13 protein-coding genes are annotated in these 15,001 nt (G+C 71.4%); 9 read left to right on the top strand and 4 right to left on the bottom strand.

What is annotated here, in order from left to right:
• Positions 1 to 271 precede the first annotated feature (271 nt).
• From ABD999_RS39550 to ABD999_RS39525, 6 genes are read left to right on the top strand one after another with little or no spacing between them, the layout of a single operon-like run.
• Entirely contained in the window at positions 272 to 1,456 is a 1,185-nt protein-coding gene (locus tag ABD999_RS39550; RefSeq protein ID WP_271279851.1) for a CaiB/BaiF CoA transferase family protein, read from the top strand.
• The gene (locus tag ABD999_RS39545; protein WP_271279852.1) at positions 1,453 to 2,463 is read left to right on the top strand and encodes a 2-hydroxyacid dehydrogenase; all 1,011 of its coding nucleotides are present in this window, start codon (positions 1,453 to 1,455) and stop codon (positions 2,461 to 2,463) included. Before ABD999_RS39550 ends, ABD999_RS39545 begins: the two co-directional genes overlap by 4 nt.
• The gene (locus tag ABD999_RS39540; protein WP_271279853.1) at positions 2,460 to 4,592 is read left to right on the top strand and encodes a hydantoinase/oxoprolinase family protein; all 2,133 of its coding nucleotides are present in this window, start codon (positions 2,460 to 2,462) and stop codon (positions 4,590 to 4,592) included. Before ABD999_RS39545 ends, ABD999_RS39540 begins: the two co-directional genes overlap by 4 nt.
• The gene (locus ABD999_RS39535) at positions 4,589 to 6,184 is read left to right on the top strand and encodes a hydantoinase B/oxoprolinase family protein (RefSeq protein WP_271279854.1); all 1,596 of its coding nucleotides are present in this window, start codon (positions 4,589 to 4,591) and stop codon (positions 6,182 to 6,184) included. The genes ABD999_RS39540 and ABD999_RS39535 overlap by 4 nt, the downstream gene beginning before the upstream one ends.
• Positions 6,174 to 7,061 (top strand): HpcH/HpaI aldolase/citrate lyase family protein, encoded by an 888-nt coding sequence (locus tag ABD999_RS39530; protein ID WP_271279855.1) that lies wholly within the window; start codon positions 6,174 to 6,176, stop codon positions 7,059 to 7,061. Before ABD999_RS39535 ends, ABD999_RS39530 begins: the two co-directional genes overlap by 11 nt.
• 47 nt (positions 7,062 to 7,108) lie before the next feature.
• The gene (locus ABD999_RS39525) at positions 7,109 to 9,454 is read left to right on the top strand and encodes a transketolase-like TK C-terminal-containing protein (RefSeq protein ID WP_271279856.1); all 2,346 of its coding nucleotides are present in this window, start codon (positions 7,109 to 7,111) and stop codon (positions 9,452 to 9,454) included.
• A gap of 38 nt (positions 9,455 to 9,492) precedes the next feature.
• Here ABD999_RS39525 and ABD999_RS39520 read toward each other — a convergent pair whose 3' ends face one another.
• Together ABD999_RS39520 and ABD999_RS39515 are read right to left on the bottom strand one after the other, a co-directional pair.
• Positions 9,493 to 10,443, bottom strand: a complete 951-nt coding sequence (locus ABD999_RS39520) for an alpha/beta fold hydrolase (RefSeq protein WP_345483157.1) — start codon at positions 10,441 to 10,443, stop codon at positions 9,493 to 9,495.
• A 190-nt stretch (positions 10,444 to 10,633) separates the two neighbouring features.
• Positions 10,634 to 11,131 (bottom strand): SDR family NAD(P)-dependent oxidoreductase, encoded by a 498-nt coding sequence (locus ABD999_RS39515; protein WP_271276761.1) that lies wholly within the window; start codon positions 11,129 to 11,131, stop codon positions 10,634 to 10,636.
• A gap of 96 nt (positions 11,132 to 11,227) precedes the next feature.
• On the opposite strand from ABD999_RS39515, the gene ABD999_RS39510 reads away from it, so the two are divergent.
• Together ABD999_RS39510 and ABD999_RS39505 are read left to right on the top strand one after the other, a co-directional pair.
• Positions 11,228 to 11,917, top strand: coding sequence for a TetR/AcrR family transcriptional regulator (locus ABD999_RS39510; protein WP_271276760.1), 690 nt, complete (start codon positions 11,228 to 11,230; stop codon positions 11,915 to 11,917).
• A gap of 158 nt (positions 11,918 to 12,075) precedes the next feature.
• Positions 12,076 to 12,675, top strand: a complete 600-nt coding sequence (locus tag ABD999_RS39505) for a hypothetical protein (protein ID WP_271276759.1) — start codon at positions 12,076 to 12,078, stop codon at positions 12,673 to 12,675.
• 124 nt (positions 12,676 to 12,799) lie between these two features.
• Here the strand turns inward: ABD999_RS39505 and ABD999_RS39500 are convergent, their stop codons facing one another.
• Positions 12,800 to 13,339, bottom strand: coding sequence for a DUF305 domain-containing protein (locus ABD999_RS39500; protein ID WP_187281169.1), 540 nt, complete (start codon positions 13,337 to 13,339; stop codon positions 12,800 to 12,802).
• A 227-nt stretch (positions 13,340 to 13,566) separates the two neighbouring features.
• Entirely contained in the window at positions 13,567 to 14,409 is an 843-nt protein-coding gene (locus tag ABD999_RS39495; RefSeq protein WP_271276758.1) for a class I SAM-dependent methyltransferase, read from the bottom strand.
• A 107-nt stretch (positions 14,410 to 14,516) separates the two neighbouring features.
• On the opposite strand from ABD999_RS39495, the gene ABD999_RS39490 reads away from it, so the two are divergent.
• The gene (locus ABD999_RS39490; RefSeq protein WP_271276757.1) at positions 14,517 to 14,996 is read left to right on the top strand and encodes a GbsR/MarR family transcriptional regulator; all 480 of its coding nucleotides are present in this window, start codon (positions 14,517 to 14,519) and stop codon (positions 14,994 to 14,996) included.
• The last annotated feature ends 5 nt before the right edge of the window (positions 14,997 to 15,001 follow it).

The raw sequence follows: 15,001 nt of genomic DNA, 5'->3' as shown, positions 1-15,001 counted from the left end.
GTCTCGAATCATCGCCTCGGCCTTCACATTGTGAAACTCGCATTCGATTGATGGCATTGAAGAGGCGCCGGTCTCCCACTGTCAAGAGGAAGACCGGGAAAACCTTTCCTTGCAGGTCCCGACGCTGACCTGCGAAGTCGGCGGTCAAGAAGACCACGTTCGGGCATCGGGCGATTGCTGTCGGCTACACCCTTGACGTGCTCTGAGCCGGTCCCTCATTCTTTACTCACTCATTTTGAATCGACATTTCACATAGCGAAAGTAGGGCGAGATGAGCGTCGATACCCCGGCCGACGAAGGGGGCCGGCCGAGCAGCGGCAGCCTTGAGGGGTTGCGGGTCGTGGAGGTCGCCACGATGCTGGCGGCGCCGTTCTCCGGGATGCTGCTCGCCGATCACGGCGCCGACGTGGTGAAGGTGGAGATGCCGGAGGTCGGCGACGGCATCCGGCAGTGGGGGCACAGGAAGGGCGACGTCGCCCTCTACTGGAAGGTCCTGGCGCGGAACAAGCGCACGGTTACCCTCGACCTGCACGAAGAAGCCGGCCGTGAGCGGCTCAGGCACCTCCTCGCCGACGCCGACGTCCTCATCGAGAACTTCAGGCCGGGCACGCTGGAGCGCTGGGGCCTGTCGCCCGACGGACTGCGGGCCGCCAACGAACGACTGGTGGTGCTGCGGGTCTCAGGATGGGGCCAGGACGGGCCGTACGCCGACCGTCCCGGGTTCGGCACCCTCGTCGAGGCGTTCAGCGGATTCGCCCACATCAACGGCTGGCCGGACCGGCCCCCCACCCTGCCGCCGTTCGGCCTCGCCGACTCCATGGCCGGCATGATCGGCGCGTTCGGCATCCTGTGCGCCCTGCGGGAACGGGACCGGAGCGGCCGCGGGCAGGTGATCGATCTCGCCCTCTACGAGCCCATGCTCGCCGCCCTCGGCTCACTGGTCATCGACTACGACCAGCAGGGCATCGTCCAGGACCGGATGGGCAACCGCACGCCCTTCAGCGCCCCGCGCAACGCCTACCAGGGCAAGGACGGCGGCTGGTTCGCGATCTCGGCGAGCAACCAGAACACCGCCACCCGGCTGCTCACCACCATCGGCCGCCCCGAACTGCTCGACGATCCCCGCTTCGCCACCAACACCGTACGGACGGCGCACCAGGACGAACTCGACCAGGTGATCTCGGCGTGGGCCGCGCTCCGTACCCGCGACGAGGCCATCGCGGACCTCAACGCGGGCGGGGTGCCGGTCGCGCCGGTGAACTCGGTCGCGGACATCGTCGGCAACGAGCACGTCGTGGCGCGGGGATCGCTGATCCGGGTCTCCGACGACGAACTCGGCGAGGCACTGGTGCAGGCGCCCGTGCCCCGGCTGAGCGACACGCCCGGCCAGGTACGGTTCCTCGGCCGCCCACTGGGCTCCGACGACGACCAGTGGACCGGCGGCCTGTGGAGATGACACGCCGGATCTTCGTCACCCGCCCCCTCCCCGACCACCTCGCCGACTCTCTGCGCGCCCGGGGCGTGACCGTGGAGACCTACGACGGGGAACTGCCCGTGCCCCGGACGGACCTGGTACGAGCGGTCCGCACCTCCGACGCGGTGATCGTCACGATCTCCGAGCGGGTCGACGCCGACCTCATCGCCCAGGCGCCGGCGGACGGGCCGCTGCGCGTGCTCGGCACCATCTCGACCGGCACCGACCACATCGACCTCGGCGCCGCGTCCCGCCAGGGCCTGCAGGTACGGCGTGTGCCCCCGGCGATCACCGCGGTCGCCACCGCGGAGCTCACCCTGGCCCTGACGCTGGTCACCGCCCGCCGGTTGATCGAGGCGTGGCACGACCTGCGCGCCGGGTCCTGGAACTCGTGGATGCCCTACCAGTGGACGGGCGGTCTGCTCGCCGGCCGGTCGCTCGGCGTCCTCGGACTGGGCGCCATCGGCGGGCTGGTCGCCGGCTACGGCCATGCCCTCGGCATGCGGGTCAGGTTCACCGCCCGCTCCCCGCGCGAGGATCTCCCGCCCTGGCTGGAGCAGGTCCCCCTCGACACGTTGCTCGCCACGTCCGACGTGCTGAGCGTGCACGTTCCGCTGACGGACGAGACGGCCGGCCTCGTCGGCAAGCGTGAGCTCGGCCTGATGCCGCGGGGCGCGCTGCTGATCAACACCTCGCGTGGCGGTGTCGTCGACGAGGACGCGCTCCTCGCCGCCCTCGACGGCGGGCGGCTGGCCGGGGCGGGCCTGGACGTCTTCGGACGCGAACCCGTGGACCCGCGGCATCCGCTGGTACGGCACCCCCGGGTCGTCGCCCTCCCGCACGTCGGCAGCGCGACGACCTCGACGCGCGACGACATGATGCGCAGCGCCGTCGAAAGCGGCCTGCGTGTGCTCGACGGGCTCTCGCCGGCGGACGAGACAGTGCCGCCAGGCTTCGATCGAACGGTGGACAGGAGGCCCGCCAAGTGACGAACAGCACCGATCCCACGACCGAGCACGAGATCGTCGTAGCCGCGGACATCGGCGGCACGTTCACCGACATCGTCGCGGTCCGCGGGGAGCGCATGCTCGTCGGCAAGTTCCCCACCGACTACGACGATCTCAGCAGGCCGGTCCGCGACGGCGTGGACCTGGCCCGCCGCTCACTCGGCGGCCCGGACGCCAGGGTCGGCACGGTCATCCACGCGACCACGGTGGCCACCAACGCGGTGCTCGAACGCCGCGGCGCCAAGGTCGGCATGCTGATCACGAAGGGCTTCGCCGATCTGCTCCAGATCGGCAGGCTCCGGCGCGCGGACCCCTACACCCTCGACCATCGCAAGCCGGCGCTGCTGGTGGACGTCGATCTCGTCGCCGAGATCGACGAGCGGATCGACGCGGCGGGCAAGGTGGTGACACCGCTGGACGAGGCGCAGGTGGAGGAGGCGGCCCGCCGCATGGCGGACGCCGGGGCCGAGGCGGTGGTGGTCGGCTTCCTGCACTCCTATCTCGATCCCGCCCACGAGCGCCGCGCCGCCGCGGCCGTCGCCAGGATCGCCCCCGGCCTTCCGGTGGTGACCTCGGCGGAGATCATCCCCGAGGCCCGCGAGTACGAGCGGATCAGCACGGCGGTGATCGCCGCCTACCTCGGGCCGGTGGTGCGGCACTACCTGCGCCGGCTGGCGGACCGCCTGCGCGACGAACCTCCCGTCGACCAGTTGTGGGTCATGAAGTCCAGCGGCGGGCTGGCCACCGCCGACCACGCCATCACCCACCCGGAGGAACTGGTGGAGTCCGGTCCCGCGGCCGGAGTCATCGCCGCGGCGTGGGCGGCGCGCCGCGCCGGCGTGCGGACCGCCGTCGGGTTCGACATGGGCGGAACGACGACGAAGGCCGCCCTGATCATGGACGGCACCCCCCGGATCAACCATGACTACGAGATCGGCGGGGCGGCGCACTCGGGCGACTTCCTGCGCAAGGGCACCGGGCATCCGCTGCGCTCCCCGGTCATCGACCTCGCCGAGATCGGGACCGGCGGCGGCAGCATCGCGTGGCTCGACGCGACCGGCGCCCTGCGGGTCGGGCCGCGCAGCGCGTCGTCCACACCGGGACCCGCCTGCTACGGACGCGGCGGCGACCTGCCCACCGTCACCGACGCCGACCTCGTGCTCGGCTACCTCGACTCGGCCCCTGCCGAGGAGGCTGGCGGTCTCGGCGTGCTCCGGCGTGACCTCGCGGAGGCGGCGCTGAGCACGCTCGTCACCGCCGGCGCCGCCCGATCGGTGGTCCACGCCGCCTCCGGCGTGTTCGAGCTGGCGGTCGCGCAGATGGCCGGGGCCGTCCGGCTCGTCTCGCTCGCCAAGGGGGTCGATCCGCGCGAGCTGACCCTGATCCCCAGCGGCGGTGCGGGCCCGGTGCACGCGTGGGCGATCGCCCGCGAGCTGGGGACGAGCACGCTGCTGTTCCCCGCCTTCCCCGGGGTCGCGTCGGCTCTCGGGCTGCTCCAGTCGGAGGTACGCGTCGACCTGGCCGTCGGGGTCCGCGCGCGGCCGGCGGACGAGGCGGACCGCGACCTGCTCGCGGCCCACCTGGCCCGCCTGACGTCCGAGGCGGCTGGACAGGCGCGCGAACAGGCGCCGGGCCGTGAGCTGAGCTCGCTCACGGCGCAGCTCGACATGCGCTACGCCGGGCAGACCTACACGATCCCCGTCGACCTCGACGGCACCGTGCTGCCGGCCACCGACGACCTTCTCGCGCGCTTCGGCGCCGCCCACCGGGCCGCCTACCACCACGAGACCCCGTCGCGGGAAGTCGAGGTCACGACCGTCCGCGTCACCGCCACCGCGCCGTCGGGCACCGTCGAGACCACCCCGCGGTGGGCGGCCGTGCCGGCCGCGGCGGAACGTACGGTGATCTTCGACGGAGTGGCCCACCGCGTGCCCGTGGTCCAGCGCGCCGACGTCGACGCGGCCGGACTGACGGGTCCGGCGCTCGTGATCCAGGTGGACACCACCATCGTCGTCTCGCCGGGGGCACGCGTCCGGGCCGTCGGCGACGGTTCGCTGCTGGAGATGAGGCTGCCGTCCGCCGACGGCCCGGACAAGGAGGAGACCAGATGACCGGCTCGGCGAAGTCCGCCGTCACCCTTCAGGTTTTCGGCAACGCGCTGCACGGCCTGGCCAACGAGCTCCAGGTGTCCATGATCAGGGCCGCCTACTCCCCCATCATCAAGGAGATGTTCGACTGCTCGGCCGGGCTGATCTCCCCCGACGGCGAATACCTCGCCCTCGCCGACGGGATCCCGCTGCAGCTCGGAGTGCTGTCGACCGTGGCCCGCGAGCTGGCGCCCTTCGCCGGCGACCTCGGGCCCGGCGACGTCCTCGTCACCAACGACCCGGCCACCGGCTCGCCCCATCTCAACGACTACCTCACCGTGGCCCCCGTCCTCGTGGACGGATACCTGGCCGGCTACGTCTCCACCCTCATGCACCACGCCGACGTCGGCGGCAAGACGCCGGGCAGCATGCCCGCCGACGCGACCGAGATGTTCGCCGAGGGCATGCGCTGTCCTCCCGTACGACTCGTACGGGCGGGCCAGGTCAACGAGGAGCTCATGAGCGTCCTGCTGGCCAACAGCCGGCTCCCCGGCAGCATGCGCGGCGACCTCGACGCGCAGATCGCGGGCACCCTCGTCGGCGTCGAGCGGATGACCCAGCTGGTCCGCCGCTACGGCACCGCAGTCTTCGACCGGCTGCGGCGGGAGTATCTGGACTACTCCGAGGCCCTGGTGCGCGCCGAGCTGAAGGAGTTCCGCCCCGGGACCTACGCCGCCGCGCGCACCCTTGAGCTGCACCACGACCCGGGCAGCGCACCCGAGCTCGTACGCGTGCACGCCGAGGTCGACGTCGCCGGCGACGGCACACTCGCGATCGACCTGTCCGGCTCCGACCCGCAGATCGCCCTGCCGTTCAACGTCGTGCTGTCCAACAGCCGATCGGCCGCGCTGGTCGCCCTGCGCTGCTTCCTGTCCGACGAGCTGCCCATGAACGCCGGGATAGAGCGGTGCGTGCGCGTCACCTGCCTGCCGGGACGGGTCACCAACCCCGAACTGCCGGCGCCGGTCGGCGCGCGCGCGGCCCTCGCCGCCCTGGTGAACGAGGCCATGCTCGACGCGATGGGGCAGGCCCACAGCAGCATCCGGGCGGCCGGCAGCAGCGGCGGCACGACGATGCCGTACGTGTGGGCCCATGCGAACGGCATCCTCATCGACAACTCGACGACCGGCGGGATGGGCGCGACCTCCCGGCGGGATGGCGCGAGCGTGGTGGACAACTGTGTGACCAACGCGATGAGCTACCCCAACGAGGTGCTCGAACAGGACCACCCCGTCCTGATCGAGGAAGTCCGCCTGCGCCGCGGTTCCGGTGGCGCGGGCCACCACGACGGCGGCGACGGGCTCGTCCGCCGGGTGCAGTTCCTCGCCGACGGCGTGCTGTCACTGCGGGGCTACCGCACGCTCAGCGGTCCGCCCGGCGCCGACGGCGGCGCCGACGGGACGGTCTCCCGATGGACCCTCATCCGGGACGGCCACGAACGGCCGCTCGCCCCCCAGCAGACCGGGATCACGACCCTGCCCGGCGACGTGCTGCTGATCGAGACGCCCGGCGGCGGAGGCTTCGGCCCGGCGGAGAGGACCTCCGATGGAGCCTGACCGCGATCGGCTGTGCCGGGCGCAGTCGCTGCTCTTCGTGCCCGGGGACCGTCCGGACCGGTTCGGCAAGGCCCTGGCCGCCGGAGCCGACGCCGTCATCGTCGATCTCGAGGACGCGGTGCGGCCCGCCGACCGCCCGCGGGCCCGAGGCCACCTCGCCGACCTGCTCCAACGGCCCCACGCCGCGCCGGTCCCCGTCCTGGTCCGGGTGAACGATGTCCGCACCGGCGAGCTGGCCGCCGACCTCGAGAGCGTCGTCCGCGCCGGGCTCGGCGGCCTCGTCGTGCCCAAGCTCGACCCCGAATCGGCGGCGGACACCGACCGGCTGATCAGCGAGGCCGAGCAGGCCCGAGGTCTGGCACCGGGCTCGATCCCGGTGCTCGGCATCGTCGAGACGGCGGCGGGACTGCTGCGGCTCGCCACCCTGCCGCGGCTGCCCGCGCGGGTCGTGCGGCTCGCTTTCGGGGCAGGCGACTTCTCCGCCGACACCGGCGCTGCCTGGCTCCCCGGCTCCCCGTCGCTGCTCGCGGCGAAGTCGATGATCGTGTGGATCTCCACGGCGCTGGGCCTCGCCCCGCCCGTCGACACCGCGTTCCCCTGGGTGAGCGACCTCGACGGGCTGCGTACCGAGTCCGACCAGGCCGCGGCCGTCGGCTACCTCGGGAAGTTCTGCATCCACCCGGCGCAGATCGAGACCGTGCACGCCGCGTTGCGGCCGTCGGACGACCAGGTGCGGCGGGCCGAGGCGGTCGTCGAGGCGCTGTCCGCCTCCGGCGCGGCCGGGGCGCAGCTGCTGGACGGTCAGCTCATCGACGAAGCCGTGGTGAAGTGGGCACGACGTGTGCTTGCGATCGACGGCCGGCCGCCCCACGCTTGACAGAGATCACCACTACCCCCGGCCCCGTCGGGCCACAGGAGAGAACCGTGTCGGCCATTCCCGAATACAGCGCCTCGTCCATGGATGAGGACCCGGCCCCGGACGAAGTGCTCCTCGACCAGGTCGCGCAGAAGGTGCTCTGGCTCGCCACCTCCATGGTGCACCACGCGAACCGGGTCAGGGCGAACCCGAGCGGCATCAAGGTCGGCGGCCACCAGGCGTCGTCGGCGTCCATGGTGAGCCTGATGACCGCCCTGTGGTTCGACGGGCTCACGGCGGAGGACCGGGTCTCGGTGAAACCCCATGCGTCACCCGTCCTGCACGCGATCAACTACCTGCTGGGACGCCTGGACATCAGCTACCTGACCCGTCTGCGCGAGTACGGCGGGCTCCAGCCGTACCCGTCCCGCACCAAGGACCCGGACCACCCTGACTACTCCACCGGCAGCGTCGGCATCGGCGCCACCGCACCCGTCTGGGGCGCGATCGCCAGGCGCTACCTCGCGGCCCGCCTCGGCACCGAGGCCGGTGGCCGCCAGATCTCGCTGCTCGGCGACGCCGAGCTGGACGAGGGCGCGATCTGGGAATGTGTGGCCGACCCCATGGTCTCTCACCTGGGAGAGGTCCTCTGGGTCGTGGACCTCAACCGCCAGTCGCTCGACCGGGTCGTGCCGGACATCGCCATCGGACGGTGGTCCGGCATGTTCGCCGCCGCCGGCTGGGACGTCGTCGAGGTGAAGTACGGCCGTCAGCTGCACCGCATGTTCACCCGGGCCGGCGGACAGGCCCTGCGCCGTCGCATCGACGAGATGAGCAACGAGGAGTACCAGTGGCTCCTGCGCACGCCGGCCCCGGACCTGCGCGAACGGCTCGTCGGCGGCGGCCCCGACGCCCGCGCGCTGCGCCGGGTGCTGCGCGACAGCGATGACGCCGAGCTCGCGGCGCTGATCCGCGACCTCGGCGGGCACGACATGGTGGAGCTGTCGCGGGCCTTCGCCACGGCGGATCCCTCCCGCCCCACGGTCGTGTTCGCGTACACGATCAAGGGCTGGAACCTGCCGATCGAGGGCCACCCGGGCAACCACTCGGCGCTGCTGTCCGACGCCCAGTACCGGCAGCTCGCCGAGCGGGTCGGCGCCGATCCGCAGGATCCGTGGCGCCCCTTCGAGGCGGGCTCCGCCGCCGAGCGGCTCTGCGCCCAGGTCGCCGACCGCCTGCGGCGCGGAGAGTCCCCTCTCAACGAGCCGCCCGCGGTGCCCACCGAGCTCGGCCGGCGCTATCGAGGACGTCAGTCGACGCAGGCGACGCTGGGACGCGTCCTCGGCGACCTCGCGCGGGACGCGCCGGACGTCGCGGCGCGGGTGGTGACCGTCTCCCCCGACGTCGCGAGCTCCACCAACGCCGGCGGCTGGATCAACCGCGTCGGCGTGTGGTCGCCCCGCGAACGCCACGACTGGTTCGCGGAGGACGGCGACCGCCTCATCCGGTGGCGTGAGTCGCCGCGGAGCCAGCACATCGAGCTGGGCATCGCCGAGGTCAACCTGATGGGCCTGCTCGGCGAACTCGGCGCGACCTGGCTGACCGTGGGCGAGCCGCTCCTCCCGATCGGCACGATCTACGACCCGTTCGTGGGGCGGGCGCTGGAGCCGTGGTCGTTCGGCACGTACGCCGGCGGGCGGTCCATCCTGGTCGGCACCCCGTCGGGGGTCACGCTCGCCGCGGAGGGCGGCGCGCACCAGAGTGTCGTCACCCCCACGGTCGGCCTGCAGCAGCCCGGTGTCACCACCTACGAACCGGCCTTCGCCGTGGAGGCCGAGTGGTGCCTGCTGCACGCGCTGTCCCGGCTCGGCCGGGCCGACGGCGAGTCGGCCTACCTGCGCCTCACCACGCGGCCGATCGACCAGGAACTGGCCGCCGTGCCTGACGACGCCTTCGGCCGGGAGCGGCGACGGCGTGCCGTGCTGAACGGCGGATACCGCCTGCGGGCCATGCCCGGGGTCCCCGACGTCACCCTCGCCGCCGCCGGCGCTCTGGTGCCGGAGGCGATCGAGGCGGCCGAGCGGCTGGAGGAGGCCGGCGTCGCCTGCGACGTGGTCGTCATCACCTCATACGACCTGTTGTGGCGGGCCATGACAGCGGGACCGTCCGGCGACGGGACGTGGATCCTGGAGGAGATCTTCCCGGCCGCCCGCCGCTCGCCGTTGGTGACCGTGCTGGACGGACACCCGCACACCCTCGCCTTTCTCGGCGCGTTCACCGGGAGCCCGGTGTCCTGCCTGGGTGTGTCGAGCTTCGGACAGGGCGGCTCACTGGAGGACGTCTACCGCAGCCACCGGATCGACGCGCCGTCCATCGAGGAGGCCGCGCTGGGACTGCTCCGCCGCACCTCCTGAGGGACGGCCGGCTCGTCCGGGCCTGGTCGGGCACGGTGTCAGAGGCTGCCGAGGAATTCCAGGAGGAGGCGGTTGACGTCGTCGGGGCGTTCCTGCTGGATCCAGTGACCGCAGTCCAGAAGGTGGCTGCCGGTCAGGCCGGGGAGGGTGTGGGGGTAGGCGTCGACGGCGTCGGACAGCCACATGGTGGAGGCGTCGCGCCTGCCGCCGATGAACAGGGACGGCTGCTTGATCGGGGCCCCGGCGTAGGGGGCCAGGTCTTCCCAGTCGCGGTCCATGTTGCGGTAGCGGTTGAGCGCTCCGGTCAGGCCGGTCCGCTCGAACTCCGCGGCGTAGAAGCCGAGCTCCTCCTCCGTCAGCCAGGACGGCAGTGCCCCGGCGGGGAACCGCTCGCGCAGGGTGCCGCCGTCGCGGGTGACGAAGTGCGGGTCGGGTCCGGCCATGGTGTCGCCGGACAGAGCGCGGTAGAACCCGGCGAGCCAGCCGCGCACGTCGGGCTCGATCTCGGACTCGGCCCGTCCGGGCTCCTGGAAGTAGGACACGTAGAACTCCTCCTCTCCGCCCATCTGCGCGAACATCTCGCTCGGCCGGGGTCCGCCCGGCGGCGTGTAGGGCACGCTCAAGATGCCGACCGCGCGGAACACCTCGGGCGCGACCAGCGCGGACTGCGCGGCGATCGTCGCCCCCCAGTCGTGGCCGACGATCGCCGCCGAGGTCTCGCCGAGCGCCCGCACGACCGCGACGTTGTCCTGGACCAGGTCGAGCATCCGGTAGGCGGCCGGGTCCCGCGGCTTGGACGAGCGGCCATATCCCCGCACGTCAAGCGCGACGGCCCGGTAGCCCGCCTGTGCCAGGACGGGCATCTGCCGCCGCCACGAATACCAGGACTCGGGGAACCCGTGCACCAGCAGCACCAGCGGCCCGCTGCCCTGCTCCACCGTGTGGATGCGTACCGCGCCCGCTTCCAGGATCCTGTGCTGGACCGTCATCGCGCCCTCCCCCGACCTGCGACCTCGTGATCGCGTCGACCATAGGTCGGCGGCTTCCGGCGGGCCAAGATTCGTTGCCGTGTCGGCAACTCGCCGACGCCGAGACGATCACCTCGCTCGCCGGGGCCTCTTCGTCGGCCGGCTCAGCAGCAGGTCCGCCAGCTTCGACCGGCCGTACGCACCGGCCGGGTCATAACCGCGCCGCCAGTTCAGGCCGTCGAAGTCGATCGTGCCGCGGGCGGCCATGCCGCTGCTCATGATCACCACACGCGCGGCGGGCGCCTGCAGCGGCAGCGGCAGCAGCCGCACGGTCAGCGCGAACGGGCCGAGGAAGTTGCTGCCCAGCTGCAGCTCGAACCCGTTCGACGGTCTCGTGCCGCACCGGCGGGAACATCACCCCGGCGTTGTTGAGCAGCATGTCGAGCGGCCGCCCGCCGGCGATGAGTGCGTCGGCGAACTCCTGGACCGAGGTCAGGTCGGCCAGGTCGATCCGTCGTACCTCCATCTGCGCCGCCGGATGGGCCCTGAGGATCTCCGCCCGCGCCTGCTCGCCCTTGGCGACGGTGCGCACCGCCAGGATCACCCGTGCGCCGGAGGCGGCGAGCTTGGTCGCGGCAGCCTGGCCGGTGCCGCTGTTCACGCCGGTCACCACGGCGAGCTTGCCGCTCTGGTCGGGTACTTGGTACATGACGGATCTCCCTAAAAACTGCTGGTCTGCAACCTCTCCAACCTTAAAAGACCGATGGGCTCTTAATAAGAGACCGACGGTATGTATCATGGGAACGTGAACTTCAAGCGCGCCCGCACCGAGGAGCAGCGGACCGAACGACGACGCCAGATCTTGCGGACCGCGGCCGCGATGCTCACCGAGATGCCGGTCGCCAAGCTCAGCCTCAACGAGCTGAGTCGCCGCATCGGCCTGGCCAAGTCCAACGTGCTGCGCTACTTCGACTCCCGCGAGGCCGTCCTGCTCGACCTGCTGGACACCGAGATCCAGGACTGGCTCGCCGGCCTGGAACACTCCCACCGGCCCGGTGAGGGCACACCCCGGCAGCGCGGCGACCGGCTGGCCGAGATCCTGGCCACCTCACTGACGCGGCGGCCGGTACTGTGCGACCTGGTCAGCGCCCAGACCGCCGTGCTGGAGCACAACATCTCCACCGAGGTCGCCGTCCGGCACAAGCACGCCGCCAAGCACTCCATGCAGACCCTGGTCCGGCTGGTGCTGCGGCATGTGCCCGAACTCGGCGATCAGGGCGCGTCCCGGGTGGTGGAGCTCACCCTGCTGATGGCCGCCGCGGCCTGGCCCTGCGACCGGCCCTCGGAGGCCATGCTGGCCGCCTACGCCTCCGACCCGGAGCTGGCCGCCATGCGCCTCGACTTCACCGACGTGATACGCCGGACGGTGAAGGTGACCATCTCCGGGGTGCTGGCCCGCCAAGAAGAAGCGGCAAAGGCGAGCGCGGCCCCCTGAACCAGGAACGCGCCCGCCATGGCCCCCGACCCTGGCGGCCTGGGCGTGGGCCGATCAACCAGATCGCTTGTCGGGCGCCTCAGCACTGCAGCCTGCCGTACACGCCGACTGGTGTGCCGCACCTCGAGTGATGCAGCGACAAGTGAGAGGGAAGTGCCATGGAACTGGATTACGTCCTTGCCGGCTATCGGGTGGCTACACGCACTGATCGGCAAGATTGGCAGGAGGCCGGCCTGCCTGGCCCTAGTCTGCTGTCGCTGAGCGACTGCGTGGTGGACTTGGTGCCGGTGGATCCCAGTGGTTGGGATCACTGGTTCGCCAGTCCCCAGGAGGCTGAGATCGCCCGAAATCAGGCCGGAAACTCGGGGTTGCACGTGCTCGGAGTCGGATTCGCTGCCGCCGATGTTCGGGGGCTGCAGGCCGATATGGCCGACGATGGCTGCGACGGCAGCCTCCAGGAGCGACTGATCCGGCATGAGCAGTTCCCCGGCCCCGGCGAGCGGCGGCTGGGTTTCGAACTGGTCGGCTTCGACATCGGAAACTGGCATACCTGGACCTGCATGGGGGACCTCGTCACCGACGTTCACCAAGCCACCGGCATCCAGCCGGACCTCAATGGGCTGATCCAGGACGAGCAAGACGCGCGTCGGGCCGCTCAATGGCTCACCGACTCAGGCCTCGGCGATCCCAAGGTATTTCTCTGGGCGGCCGCGCTGCTCACGGAGCCACCGCGAGCGACCCTCCGAACCGAGGAATAGCGCACGATCGGAACAGCACCCCTCCACCAGTGATCGGGCGCTTCGAGAAGCTTGCCCGCCAAGCGGTCTGGGCGGCCTCGGGGCTGTACAGCTCGATCGCGCCGATGTTCTTCATCCGGGGCAGCTATGAGGGCTCGGCCGTCGGCTGGCCGGGTGCTCCCGGATGCCGCCCTGGCGGCATACCGGGCATGCCGGGCGCTTCCGGGAAGCAGGGCGTGCCCTGCTGTCCGAACCACTGGACCAGGTATCGCCGCATCAGGCGCACCTCGGCCCACTGGTCGTCGCGTACCGTTCGGGCGAAGCCGGCTACCTCGGCATGCTCCGCCTCACCGTGCATGAGCACCTGCTGCGACATCATGATCGCCATCATGTGGTGCGGGATCATGTACTGCAGGAACGTCCTGTCGAGCTGATCTCCCGAAAGCCCCGACAGGTCGGGCATCGTGGTCACGCTGGGGCTCGGCGCCGGACTCCGCGGGTACCACTGCTCCAGCCACCCTCTCATCCTGCCGATCTCGGCAGTCTGCGTCGTGACGATCGACTGCCCGAGCCGCCGCATGTCGGGCCGCTCGGACCGCTGCAGTTGCCGCGCAGCGGTGACGGCCTCCTCGTGGTGGGGCACCATCTGCGCCAGGTAGTCGTATTCGCTGGTGATGGGGTACATCGGCCCCAGCCCCGGGCACGTCGGCCGCGGATCCGCAGGAGAAGGACTCGGGGACGCTGCCGGTGCGGCCGCAGCGGCGGTCCCGAAACCCGTGGTGACGGCGGCCAGGAGTGCCCCGGCGGCGGCAGCGGTCCTCACAGAGCGTCGCTTCATGCGTCCCCCAACGCCGATTCGACACCTCCACCCACTGTAACGTCACCGCCCTGACCATGGCGCTCCGCCGGTGTTCAGGGCCTGGGCCAGGCCGGCGTCTCCCGGAAGCGGAAGCGCACGATGCGGGTGGACCGTTTCATGCCCGGCACCAGGTTCATCACGCGGTACAGACAGCGGATGCGCGCGGGGGCCTTGGCCCTGAGGATCGGCGCGTCGTACATCGGCGCCTCGTCGACGTACTCCAGCCGTGGGTGCCACGCGGCCAGCGCGGCGGGGACGTCGAAGCCGCAGTGGAACCGAGCGTCGTACTTGCGCAGCGTCGGGTCCCACTTCGAGGTGCGCCAGGCCCAGACCGGCACCGTGTCGATCTGGATCTGCCCTGTGGGGAAGGCGTCGACGACGCCCGTCAGCAGCCGGTGGACGTCCTTCTCGGTCAGGTACGGCACCAGCCCTTCGGCGATCATCAGCGCCGGCCTGCCGTGAGGGACGCGGTCCAGCCAGGTCAGGTCGGTGACGTCGGCGCCGACGAGCGTGCAGTGGTCGCGCGGCGGCAGGAATCGCCGCCGCAGCTCGATGACGGCGGGGTAGTCCACGTCGTACCAGTCGACGGTGGCGGGCGGGTCGATCCGGTGGACCCGGGCGTCGAGGCCGCAGCCCAGGTGCAGGACCACCGTGTCGGGATGATCGGAGAGGAAGCTCCGGGCCCAGTCGTCGTGGGCGAGGGAGCGGACCACGGCGGCCAGGCCCATCTGGCTCCTGCCGAATCCGCGCCGGTCGTAGCCGGGGTCGAGGCGGCGCATCACCCGCTCGGCGTAGGCGTCGCCGAGGATCGGGGCCGGCAGCAGGTTGTCCAGTGCCTTGGCCTTGAGAACAGGAGTGAGGGTCTTCTGCACTCCGAGGAGTCCGGTGTCCGTCACGACGACCACGCTACTCTTGTTCCACAAAATTCGTGAAGTTTCTGAAATATACTAAAATATGACGACACGACGACGGTAACGTCACGACGGAGGAAGGAGCTGCCGCGGTGACGCGAGCAGGCGAGGGCGCCATCGCGGACTTCCGGGAACGGTTCGCGCAGATCCTGGTCGAGTCCGGCATGCCGCGGATGGCCGCACGCGTGTACGCCGCGCTGCTGGTCACCGACTCCGGCAAGCTGTCGGCGGCCGAGCTGGCCGGGGAGCTGGGCGTCGGCGCCTCGGCGATCTCCGGGGCGGTCAAGTACCTGGTGCGGGTGCGGCTGGTCGAGCGTGGGCGCGAGCCCGGCAGCCGGCACGACTTCTGCCGCGTCCACGAGCACACCTGGAGCCACTTCATCAGCCAGTCCGTCCCGATGCTGGTCCAGGTGCAGACCGGCGCCGAGCAGGGCGCCACGCTCCTGGGCCTCGACTCCACGGCCGGGCAGCGGCTGGACGAGACCCGCCGGTTCTTCGCGTTCATGCGCGAGGAGATCGAGCGGTCGATGGCCAAGTGGCGGCGGCAGACGGGCGAGCCCGAGGACGGCTGAACGGC

It is taken from the genome of Nonomuraea ferruginea (assembly GCF_039540635.1).
Lineage (GTDB): Bacteria > Actinomycetota > Actinomycetes > Streptosporangiales > Streptosporangiaceae > Nonomuraea > Nonomuraea ferruginea.
This window is presented reverse-complemented; position numbering and strand designations above follow the sequence as displayed.

What these genes read in the sequence shown, in the direction of transcription:
- ABD999_RS39550 (WP_271279851.1), top strand. Translation starts at nt 272, where the DNA reads ATGAGCGTCGATACCCCGGCCGACGAAGGGGGCCGGCCGAGCAGCGGC.
- ABD999_RS39545 (WP_271279852.1), top strand. Translation starts at nt 1,453, where the DNA reads ATGACACGCCGGATCTTCGTCACCCGCCCCCTCCCCGACCACCTCGCC.
- ABD999_RS39535 (WP_271279854.1), top strand. Translation starts at nt 4,589, where the DNA reads ATGACCGGCTCGGCGAAGTCCGCCGTCACCCTTCAGGTTTTCGGCAAC.
- ABD999_RS39530 (WP_271279855.1), top strand. Translation starts at nt 6,174, where the DNA reads ATGGAGCCTGACCGCGATCGGCTGTGCCGGGCGCAGTCGCTGCTCTTC.
- ABD999_RS39520 (WP_345483157.1), bottom strand. Translation starts at nt 10,443, where the DNA reads ATGACGGTCCAGCACAGGATCCTGGAAGCGGGCGCGGTACGCATCCAC.
- ABD999_RS39515 (WP_271276761.1), bottom strand. Translation starts at nt 11,131, where the DNA reads ATGTACCAAGTACCCGACCAGAGCGGCAAGCTCGCCGTGGTGACCGGC.
- ABD999_RS39505 (WP_271276759.1), top strand. Translation starts at nt 12,076, where the DNA reads ATGGAACTGGATTACGTCCTTGCCGGCTATCGGGTGGCTACACGCACT.
- ABD999_RS39500 (WP_187281169.1), bottom strand. Translation starts at nt 13,339, where the DNA reads ATGTACCCCATCACCAGCGAATACGACTACCTGGCGCAGATGGTGCCC.